Origin of the sequence: Micromonospora sp. MH99 (assembly GCF_021442385.1) — a bacterium.
In the GTDB taxonomy this organism is placed as follows: domain Bacteria; phylum Actinomycetota; class Actinomycetes; order Mycobacteriales; family Micromonosporaceae; genus Micromonospora.
In genome coordinates, this window is record NZ_MUZA01000117.1 from 1 (window position 1) to 10,295 (window position 10,295).

Genomic DNA, 10,295 nt, shown 5'->3' on the forward strand with positions numbered 1-10,295 from the left:
GTCGGGCGCGGTGTGGCCCGGCCCGGCCGGGTGTGGCATGGCGCGGCCGGCGCGTTGCGGCGCGGTCCGGCGCGGTGTGGCCCGGTCTGGCGCTGCCCGGTTCGGCCCGGGGTGGGGTGGGGTGGTCTGGGGTGGGGGCGATCAGGGGGTGGGGAAGAGGCGGGCGTGCAGGGCTGCCGGGTCGGTGAGCTCGGGTAGGGCGCGGGCGGCGAGCCAGGCTGCCGCGGCGGCGCCGTCACCGGCGGTGCGCAGGGGCGCGGACGGCCAGCGTTGACCGATCTCGGCGCGCACGGCTGTGGCCAGCGGGGTGTGCGCGGTGAGCAGTCCACCGCCGAGTACGACGGGCGTCGTCGCCCCGGCGGGGCGGATCCGGCCGACGCTCCCGGCCAGGTGGGCGGCGGCCTCGGCGATCAGTGCGGTGGCGACGGGTTCGCCGTCGACCGCGGCGGTGACGACCAGCGGCGCGAGCCGGGCCAGCTCGATCGGCGGCCGGCGGGTGACCGCCTGGATCGTGGCGTCGACGGTGTCGCGGGGGCGGGGAGCAACCTCGGCGCTGCCGGTCAGTTCGGTGAGGACGGCAGTGGTCAGCGTGCCGGGGGTGCGGGCGGCGTCCAGGTCGGCCAGGAGCCGGCGGACGGCCTCGCGGCCGAGCCAGAAGCCGGATCCGGCGTCGCCGAGCAGCCAGCCGTGGCCGTCGGCGACCCGGTCGAGTCGCAGGTCGACGACCTGCGCGGTGATCGCGCCGGTGCCGGCGATGAGCACCGTCCCGTCGGGCTCGGCGGTGCCGGAGGCGTAGGCGACCAGGGCGTCGCCGTGCACGGCGTACGGGCAGCGCAGGCCGGCGTCGTGCCAGGCCTGGTCGAAGGCGGCGCGGCTGGCGGGGTCGGCGAGGATCCGGGCTGCGCCGGCCAATCCGATGGTGCCGGCGGCCACCCGGGTCGGGTCGACGTCGGCGAGCGCGGCGCGCAGCGCGGTCAACAGTTCGGCGGCGGCCCGTTCGGCGCCGTGGCTGGTGGGGTTGCCGCCGCCGGCTCGGCCGGTGCCGAGGCGTTCCCCGGCGAGGGTCAGGGCGGTCGCCCGGGTGGACGTACCCCCGACGTCGAGACCGACCACGACGGTGTCGGACATCGGCACGGTCCTCCTTGCGCTGCGCGGTGCTGGGCCTGTTCATGCTGGTCGGCGTGGCCGCGCGGGGCAACTTCGGGGCGGCGCGGAGGGGCGTGCGCCAGGTAACAGTTTGAAAACTTCGCCCACGGTCTTGACATAGAAGGTCGTTCAGTAAGAAATTTTACCACTAACAGTTAACAGTCCTTCGAAAATGCGAGGCGTCGATGGTTGATCATGAGGTGGACACCGCTGCGGGAACCGCGGTGGTCGACGCCGACGCGATCGACCGGCGAAACGCCCTCGGATCGTCGTCCGACGGGGTGTTGGCCCGGGTCCGCAACAGTCTCGGCGAACTGACCGGCGCGCTGCGCCGCGTCGCCGAGCACGTCCTCAGCGACCCGGAGGCCGCCGCGCGCTCGACCATTGTGGAGCTTGCCGAGCGCAGTGGCACCTCGCCGGCCACCATCACCCGCTTCTGCCGGGCGATGGGCTTCGAGGGGTACGCCGACCTGCGGCTGGGCATCGCCGCCGAGACCGGCCGGGCCCGCTCGGCCGGCTGGACCGTCGACATCGGCCGTGAGATCCAGCCCAACGACCCCCTCGCGCGGGTGCTCGACCAGATCATGGCCGCCGACACCCGGGCCATGCACGACACCGCCGCGCTGCTCGACCTCGGCGAGGTGGAACGCGCCGCGGTGGCGATCGCCGGCGCCAACCGGGTGAACATCTTCGGCGCCAGCGGCAGCGCCCTGGTCGGCGAGGAGATGCAGTTCAGCCTGCACCGCATCGGGGTGGCCGCCTGGGCCTGGAGCGACGTGCACGAGGGGCTGGCGAGCGCCGCGCTGCTCGGCGTCGGCGACGTCGCGCTCGGCATCTCGCACACCGGCCAGACCCGGGAGACGATCGAGATGCTCGCCGAGGCGGGCAGCCGGGGCGCCACCACACTCGCCCTCACCGGCTTTCCCCGCTCACCGCTGGCCGAGCTGGCCGACATCGTGCTGCTCACCGCCAGCCAGGCCACCACCTTCCGGCCGGACGCCCTCTCCGCCCGCCACCCGCAACTGGTGGTCCTCGACCTGCTCTACATCGCCGTCGCCCAGCGCACCCACGACCGCGCCCACGCGGCCTTCCGGCGCACCGCGCAGGCCGTCGACGGGCACAAGGCCGCGAAAGGGGCCCAGTCATGATCAGTGCCCAGGGGTACGCGGACGCCGTCCGCCCGGTGCTCGACCGCCTGCTCGACTCTGAGGCCGACGGGATCACCCGGTCCGCCGACCTGATCGCCGACAGCCTGCGCGCCGGCGGTGTGCTCCAGGCGTTCGGCGCTGGGCACTCCGAGGCGTTCGCCGCCGAACTGGTCGCCCGCGCCGGTGGGCTGGTCCCCACCAACCAGCTCTCGGTACGGGACCTGGTGGTGCACGGCGACGCCCCGCGCGACGTGCTCGCCGACCCCAAGCTGGAACGCGACCCCTCCATCGCCCACCAGATCTACGCGCTCGCGGCGCCCCAGCCGCGCGACGTGTTCGTGGTGGCGTCCCAGTCCGGCATCAACGGCTCGGTGGTCGAGCTGGCGGCGCTGGTCACCGAGCGCGGTCACCCGTTGATCGCGGTCACCTCGGTCGAGCACACCGCACGGGTGGCGCCACGGCACCCGTCCGGTCAACGGCTCGCCGACCTCGCCGACGTCGTGCTGGACAACGGCGCACCGTACGGCGACGCACTGCTGCCGCTCGAGGGCGGCGGCGCGGTCTGTGCGGTCTCCTCGGTCACCACCGCGCTGCTGGCGCAGTTGCTGACCGCTGAGGTCGTACGACGGTTCCACCAGGCCGGAGAGGTACCCCCTATCTACCTCTCCGCCAACGTCCCCGGCGGGGACGAGCACAACATCGCCCTCGAGTCGCGGTACGCCGGGCGTCTCCGGCGCACCGCCTGACCCGAAATTCCACAAGGAGAGACGACGATGTCGATTACCCCCGAGCACCCGGCCGCACTCGACCGTCGCACGGTGCTGCGTCGCGCCGCGGCCGTGGGCATGCTCGCCACTCCGGCCATCGGCCTGCTCAGCGCGTGCGCGACGAGCAGCGGCGGCGACAAGGACAACGAGAAGGCCGCCGAAGGCACCAAGAGTGAGAAGAACCCGCTGGGCGTCAAGGACGACGCTCCGATCGAGGTGATCATCTTCAACGGCGGCTACGGCGAGAAGTACGCCACCGACGTGCACGAGCCGCTCTACAAGAAGGCGTTCCCCAAGGCGGAGATCAAGCACCAGTCCACGCAGGCCGTCTCCACGGTCCTGCAGCCGCGGTTCGCGTCCGGCAACCCGCCGGAGTTCGTGAACAACTCGGGCGAGAAGCTGATGGACTTCGGCGCGCTGGTCGCCGACGGTCAGCTCCAGGACCTCACCGAGCTGTGGGACGCCCCGTCGGTCGACGACCCGGCCAAGAAGGTCCGCGACACCGTGGTGCCGGGCACCGTCGAGGCGGGCTCGTTCAACGGCAAGCCGTACGTGCTGTACTACGTCTCCACCGTCTTCGGCATCTGGTACTCGGGCAAGCTCTTCAAGGACAACGGCTGGGCGCCGGCGAAGACCTGGGACGACTTCATCAAGCTGCTCACCGCCATCAAGGCCAAGGGCATCACGCCGTACGGCTACGCCGGGGCGAACGCGGCGTACTACCAGTGGAACGTGATCCTCACCCAGGCCGCCAAGATCGGCGGCGTGGAGGTGCTGAAGAACATCGACAACCTGGAGGACGGCGCCTGGAAGCAGGACGCGGTCAAGCAGGCGGCCACGGCGTGGGCCGAGGTCGGGGCGAAGTTCAGCGACAAGAGCTTCGAGGGGCTCAAGCACACCGACGTGCAGCTGCGGCAGAACCAGTACAAGGTGGCCCTGTACCCCAGCGGTGACTGGCTGGAGGGCGAGCAGAAGAAGGACACCCCGGCCGGCTTCGACTACCAGCTCATGCCGGTGCCGAGTCTCACCGCGTCGGACAAGCTGCCGGCCACGGCGCTGCGGGCCACCGCGGGCGAGGGCTACTTCGTCTCGGCGAAGAGCAAGAACCCCAAGGGCGGCCTGGAGTACATGCGCCAGATGCTGTCCACGGCGGGCGCGAAGGGCTTCACCGAGGTGGTCAAGGCCCCGACCGTGGTCACCTCCGGTTCGGAGGGCTTCGCCTTCCCGCCCGGTGTGGCCAGCTCGCAGGCCGCGCTCAAGGCGGCCGGGCAGGACGTGTTCAACCTGTACTTCGACGGCTGGTACAAGGAGCTCGACACCGAGGCGCGCAGCGCCACCAACGAGCTGATGTTCGGCCGGATCAACGCGGACGCCTTCGTGGAGCGGATCCAGAAGCGCGCCGACGCGATCAAGAAGGACAGCTCGGTCGCCAAGTTCAAGCGCTGATCGATCGGAGCTAGGGTCATGCGGCACGGCAAGTATCCATTCGTGATCGGGTTCCTGTTCGCCCCGGTCGCGCTGTACGTGACATTCGTGATCTGGCCGTACGCGCAGGCGTTCCAGATCTCGATGACCAACTGGCGAGGGCTCTCCGCCCCGCAGTGGGTGGGCTTCGACAACTACCGGAAGCTGCTCGACGACGGCGCCTTCTGGAAGGCGGTCCAGCACCACGGCGTACTGCTGCTTGCCCTGCCGCTGATCACGATCGCCATCGCGTTGTTCTTCGCCTTCCTGCTCAACGTGGGTGGCAAGAGCAGCGGCGGTCAACGCCAGGGGGTCTGGGGGGCGAAGTTCTACCGGGTGGTGTTCTTCTTCCCCCAGGTCCTGGCGGTGGCGATCATCGCGGTGCTGTTCCAGATGGTCTACCGGCCGAACGAGTCCGGCCTGATCAACGGCGTGCTGATGAAGTTCGGCCTGGAGCCGATCCTCTTCCTGGTCAAGCCGAACCTGGCCCTCTGGTCGATCCTCGCGGTGCTGGTCTGGCAGGCCGTCGGCTTCTACGTGGTGCTCTTCTCGGCCGGGATGGCCTCCATCCCGGGCGAGATCTACGAGGCCGCGGAGATGGACGGGGCGAGCAGGGTGACGCTGTTCTTCCGGGTCACCCTGCCGCTGCTCTGGGACACCCTCCAGGTCGCGTGGGTCTATCTGGGCATCGCGGCGTTCGACGCGTTCGCCATCGTGGCCGTGCTCTCGGTCGACGGTGGCGGCCCGGACGGCGCCACCACCGTGCTGGCCATGGAGATCTACCGCAACGCGTTCGTCTACTCGAAGTACGGTTACGCCTCCGCGATGGGCGTGGCGCTGTTCTTCCTCACCCTCACGTTCGCGGCGCTGACGCTGCGGCTCACCAAGCGGGAAAGCGTGGAGTACTGATGAACCCCCAGTCGACGCTGCCGCCGACGCCGGCGGCTCTACCGCCGAAGACCGGCGAGAACTCCGCGACCGGCGGCCGGCGTGGCAAGGGCCCCCGCTCGGAGGTGCGGCTCTTCGCCGGCCTGGGACACGTCGCGCTCGCCGTGTGGGCGGTGATCGTGATCGTGCCGATCCTCTGGACGTTCCTCGCCGCGTTCAAGAACACCAGTGAGATCTTCAGCAGCCCGTGGACGCTCCCGGCGGAGCTGCGGTGGGAGAACTTCGGCCGGGCGTGGACCAAGGCGAACGTCGGCCGGTACTTCCTCAACAGCGTCCTCGTGGTCTCGTGCAGCACCTTCGGCACCATGCTGCTCGGCTCGATGGCGGCGTACGTGCTGGCGCGGTACCGGTTCTGGGGCAACCGGGCGATCTACTACCTGTTCGTCTCGGGGTTGGCGTTCCCGGTCTTCCTGGCCCTGGTGCCGCTCTTCTTCGTGGTGAAGCAGCTGGGCATGCTGGACACCTACCAGGGCGTGGTGCTGGTCTACATCGCGTACTCGCTGCCGTTCACGGTCTTCTTCCTGGCCGCGTTCTTCAAGACGCTGCCGACCTCGGTGGCCGAGGCGGGGATGATCGACGGCTGCGGGCACACCCGGCTGTTCTTCCAGGTCATGATGCCGATGGCGAAGCCGGGCCTGATCAGCGTGGCGATCTTCAACATCATCGGGCAGTGGGCGCAGTACCAGCTCCCGTTGGTGCTGCTCTCCAACGCCAAGGACAAGTGGGTGCTCACCCAGGGCATCGCCGACATCTCGGTCAACGCCGGCTACGAGGCGGACTGGTCCGGGCTGTTCGCCGCGCTGACCATCGCCATCCTCCCGATGATCATCGTGTACGCGGTCTTCCAGCGTCAGATCCAGGCCGGGCTCACCTCCGGCGCGGTGAAGTAGGCCGTCACCTCTGGCGCTCGTCGGCGTGAGCGTGCCACGAGCGCCAGAGGGCGGCGTACGCCCCGTCGGCCGCGACGAGCTCGTCGTGACTGCCGATCTCGGTGATCCGGCCGTCCGCCAGGACGGCCACCCGGTCGGCGTCGTGCGCGGTGTTGAGCCGGTGCGCGATGGCGATGACCGTCCGCCCGACGAGCACGGCGGCCAGGGCGCGCTCGGTCCGCCGAGCGGTGCTCGGGTCCAGCGCCGCGGTCGCCTCGTCCAGGATCAGCGTGTGCGGGTCGGCGAGCACCAGCCGGGCCAGGGCCAGTTGCTGGGCCTCGGCCGCGCCGAGCTGGCGGGCACCGTCGCCGAGCGCGGTGTCCAGCCCCTCGGGCAGCTCGTCGTACCAGTCGGCGCCCACCGTGGCCAGCGCGGCGCGCATCTGCTCGTCGGAGGCGTCCGGCGCGGCGAACGCGAGGTTGTCGCGTACCGAGCCGATGAAGACGTGGTGCTCCTGAGTGACCAGGGCGATCCGCCGCCGACGTTCGGCCGGGTCCAGGTCGGTGACCGGGCAGCCACCGATGCTGACGACGCCCCGCTGCGGCGCGTCGATGCCGGCCAGCAGCCGGGCCAGGGTCGACTTGCCGGCGCCCGACGGGCCGACGACCGCCAGCCGTTCGCCGGGCCGCACGTCCAGGTCGATGCCGTGCAGCACGTCGTGCCCGTCGGCGTACGAGAACCGCGCCTCGCGCACGACGAGTCGCTCGCCCCGCGAGGTGGCCGTGGTGCCGGGCGGCTCCGGTGGGACCAGCCCGACGCCGAGCACCCGGGCGAACGACGCGAAGCCGCGCTGCGCCTGCTCCGTCCACAGCAACAGCCGGTCCAGCGGGTCGATGGCCTGCTGGAGGTAGAGCGCGGCAGCGACCACCGCGCCGAGCGAGACCCGGTCGGCGGCGTACAGGTAGCCCCCGACGAGCAGGACCATGGCGACGGGCAGCGGGTAGCTGGCCTCCACGACCGAGAAGAACACGGTCCGCAGCGCGAGGGTCGCCCGCCGGGCCTGCCACAGCCGGGTGACGCGGGTGGTGCCGTGCCGGATCCGGTCGTCGGTCAGCCGCAGCGCCTCGACCGTGCGGGCCCCCTCGGCGGTGGTGGTCAACGCCTCGGTCAACTCGGCCGCCTCGGCGCCCTCGGTGAGGTACGCGGAGCTGGCCCGACGCAGGTACCACCGCGTCACCGCCACGATCGACGGCAGCCCGGCCAGCGCCGCGACCCCGAGCAGGGGATGCAGCAGGAAGACCGCCCCGAACAGCAACGTCAACTGCACCGAGGCGATGACGATGGTGGGCACCACGTCCCGGACGGTGGTCCCGACCGTCGCCACGTCGACCGAGCTGCGGGTCGCCAGGTCACCGGAGCCGGCGCGCTCGACGACCGAGACCGGCAGCCCGAGGGTGCGGGAGACGAACTCCTCGCGCAGCTCGGCGACGGCCCGTTCGCCGAAGCGGTGGCCGGCGTACTGGGCGTAGCGGGAGAGCAGGGCGCTGACCAGGACACAGCCGGCGATCGCCAGGGCCAGCCGGTCCACTGTGGCCACGCCGGCGCCGGCGGTGACCCGGTCGACGATGCTGCCCAGCAGCCAGGGCGGGGCGAGGCCGGCGATCGCGGCGGCGCTGTGCAGCGCCAGCACGACACCGACGGCCCGGCGATGCCGGCTGATCATGTCGCGGAGAGCGCGGCGTACGGTGCCGCGATCCGCGATCGGCAGCCGGGTCACCGGTACGCCTCCTCGGCGCCGGCGGGGCGCTCGGCGACCGGATCGTCGCTGCCCCGGGCCACCAGGTGCCGGTAGCCCGGGACGTACTCGAGCAGGCCGTCGTGGGTGCCGGTGGCGGTGATCCGGCCTCCGCTGAGATAGGCGACCTCGTCGGCGCGGCCGAGCAGCAGGGGCGACGTGGCGAGCACCACTGTGGTCAGCCCCGCCCGGGCGGTCCGCAGCCGCTCGGCGATCCGCGCCTCGGTGTGCGCGTCCACGGCCGAGGTCGGGTCCACGAGGATCAGCACCTCCGGCTCGGCGAGCAGCGCCCGGGCCAGGCGGACCCGTTGCCGTTGGCCGCCGGAGAGCGTCCGGGCCCGGGCGTCCAGCGGGGTGTCCAGCCCGGCCGGGAGCGCGTCGACGATGTCGTCGGCCGACGCGGCCCGCAGGGCGGCGCCGAGCTGTTCGTCGTCGGCCCCGGGCCGCAGGACGTCACGCAGTGTCCCGCCGAAGAGGTACGAGTCGTGGTCGGCGACCAGGATCCGGGCACGGACCTCGTCCAGGGCGACCTCGGTCAGCGGGACGCCACCCCAGGTGGTGTCGCTGACGATGTACCGGCCCAGCCGGTCGGCAAGCGCCACGGCCGCCGCCGGGTCGTCGGCGGCCACCGCGGTCAGCCGGCCGGCGCGTACGGTCAGCCTGGTCACCGGGTCGTGCAGGTCCGCGGGGCCGGTCGGCGCGGCCACCGCGTGCGGGTGACGCGCGTCGGGAACGGCGGACGGCCACCGGCGACCCGGCCCGCCGACGTCGTCCGGGGTGAGCCGCAGCAGGTCGGTGATCCGCCGGGCGGCGACCCGACCCCGGATGAGCTGGTGGCTGCCCTCCAGGAGGAACCAGACGGGCACGATCAGGCTCGCGACGATGCCGTAGACGGCGACGAGTTCACCGACGCTGACGGCGCCGCTGACCACCATCCGGGCCGTCAGCCACACCACCGCCGCCAGGAACAGGCCGGGGATGGCGACTGTCGCCGCGTCGATCCAGCTGACCACCGCGCCGACGCGGTAGCCCTCGGCGCGCAGGTCCGCGGAGCGGGCCGCGTACCGTCGGGCGAAGAGGTCCCGGCCGCCCACCCCGGCCAGCACGCGCAGCCCGGCCACGATGTCGCCGGACCGGGCGGTGAGCGCGCCCTGCTGCCTCCGGTAGATCGACTCCGCGCGTTCCAGCCGGCGCAGCAGCGGCCCGACGACAAGCGCGACAGCCGGCATGCCCACCAGCACGCAGAGCGCGAGCAGCGGGGAGATCGACCAGAGCACCACGGCGATGACCCCGTACGCGATGATCGCGCCCACCCCCGGCCCGGTCAGGGTCAGCACCTGCGCCGACCAGTCGATGTCGGAACCGCCCACGGTGGCGACCTCACCGGCGGCGGAACGACGCGGCAGCGCCGCGCCGACCCGGGACAGCTGACGCAGCAGCACCTCCGCCGAGCGGGCCTTGGCGTCCTCCCGGATGAAGGTCATCGTGCGGTGTCGCATGATCCCCAGGTACGACAACGCCACCCCCGCCACGACGATCGCCACGACCCACAGGGCCAGGGCGCGACTGTCGCGGGCGCGCAGGCCGTCGTCGACGGCGCGGGCGATCAGGTAGGGCCGGGCCGAGAGCCCGACCATCCAGGCCGTGCCGAGCAGGCTGCCGCGCAGAATCCGCCAGGGTTGGCACCGGACCAGCCACCACAGGTACCGCATGGGACCGCGGGTGTCGGGGATACCGGGGTCGGAGTGCGGGATCTGGGGAGGCACCTGGCCACGCTATCGAGCACCGGGCCGACGCACCGACCCGTTTTCCTGTCGGAGGGGGAAGGCAGAATCACATTCGTGCTGGTGGCGGTGGTGGCGGGCGAACGCGGTGGGGGAGAGCTGCGTCCGCTCGACGCCGCCGGCCGCCCCGTCGGCCCGGTCGATACCGTCAGCGATCTCGCGGCCGCGGTGGCCGCACGGGAGGCGGCCGAGCATCCGCGGTGGGTGTGGGCCGCCGCGGGCGCGATCTATCCGGCGCTGCTGCGGGCCGGGGTGCGCGTCGAGCGGTGCCACGACGTGGAGCTGACCGAGGCCCTGTTGCTCGGGCACGCCGGCCGCTGGGGCGAGCCCCGCTCGCTGGCCGCCGCCTGGGCCCGCCTGACCGGTGCCGCGGT

The 10,295-nt window shown here is 72.3% G+C and carries 8 protein-coding genes and 1 pseudogene; 6 read left to right on the top strand and 3 right to left on the bottom strand.

All coding sequences use genetic code 11. The features are described 5' to 3' along the window. Positions 1 to 141: 141 nt before the first annotated feature. Positions 142 to 1,128, bottom strand: coding sequence for an N-acetylglucosamine kinase (locus tag B0E54_RS31280; RefSeq protein ID WP_234591420.1), 987 nt, complete (start codon positions 1,126 to 1,128; stop codon positions 142 to 144). 203 nt (positions 1,129 to 1,331) lie between these two features. On the opposite strand from B0E54_RS31280, the gene B0E54_RS31285 reads away from it, so the two are divergent. From B0E54_RS31285 to B0E54_RS31305, 5 genes are read left to right on the top strand one after another with little or no spacing between them, the layout of a single operon-like run. Continuing rightward, the gene (locus tag B0E54_RS31285; RefSeq protein ID WP_234591421.1) at positions 1,332 to 2,294 is read left to right on the top strand and encodes a MurR/RpiR family transcriptional regulator; all 963 of its coding nucleotides are present in this window, start codon (positions 1,332 to 1,334) and stop codon (positions 2,292 to 2,294) included. Beyond that, positions 2,291 to 3,040, top strand: a complete 750-nt coding sequence (locus B0E54_RS31290; protein WP_234591422.1) for a sugar isomerase domain-containing protein — start codon at positions 2,291 to 2,293, stop codon at positions 3,038 to 3,040. The genes B0E54_RS31285 and B0E54_RS31290 overlap by 4 nt, the downstream gene beginning before the upstream one ends. Before the next feature lie 27 nt (positions 3,041 to 3,067). Beyond that, positions 3,068 to 4,507, top strand: coding sequence for an N-acetylglucosamine/diacetylchitobiose ABC transporter substrate-binding protein (ngcE, locus tag B0E54_RS31295; RefSeq protein ID WP_234591424.1), 1,440 nt, complete (start codon positions 3,068 to 3,070; stop codon positions 4,505 to 4,507). A gap of 18 nt (positions 4,508 to 4,525) precedes the next feature. After that, on the top strand, positions 4,526 to 5,434 hold the full coding sequence (locus tag B0E54_RS31300; protein ID WP_234591425.1) for a carbohydrate ABC transporter permease: 909 nt from the start codon (positions 4,526 to 4,528) through the stop codon (positions 5,432 to 5,434). Next, positions 5,434 to 6,363: a carbohydrate ABC transporter permease gene (locus B0E54_RS31305; protein WP_234591426.1), complete on the top strand. Its 930-nt coding sequence runs from the start codon at positions 5,434 to 5,436 to the stop codon at positions 6,361 to 6,363. Before B0E54_RS31300 ends, B0E54_RS31305 begins: the two co-directional genes overlap by 1 nt. A gap of 4 nt (positions 6,364 to 6,367) precedes the next feature. On the opposite strand, the gene B0E54_RS31310 is transcribed toward B0E54_RS31305, so the two are convergent. Beyond that, positions 6,368 to 8,065 carry an ABC transporter ATP-binding protein gene (locus B0E54_RS31310; protein WP_234591428.1) on the bottom strand — a complete coding sequence of 566 codons (1,698 nt, stop codon included), beginning with the start codon at positions 8,063 to 8,065 and terminating at the stop codon, positions 6,368 to 6,370. 50 nt (positions 8,066 to 8,115) lie between these two features. Continuing rightward, a complete protein-coding gene (locus B0E54_RS31315) occupies positions 8,116 to 9,849 on the bottom strand; it encodes an ABC transporter ATP-binding protein (RefSeq protein ID WP_234591427.1) in 1,734 nt (577 codons plus the stop codon). A 99-nt stretch (positions 9,850 to 9,948) separates the two neighbouring features. Between B0E54_RS31315 and B0E54_RS31320 the strand changes: the two are divergent. After that, a pseudogene (locus B0E54_RS31320) lies at positions 9,949 to 10,295 on the top strand (bifunctional 3'-5' exonuclease/DNA polymerase); the annotation flags it as partial.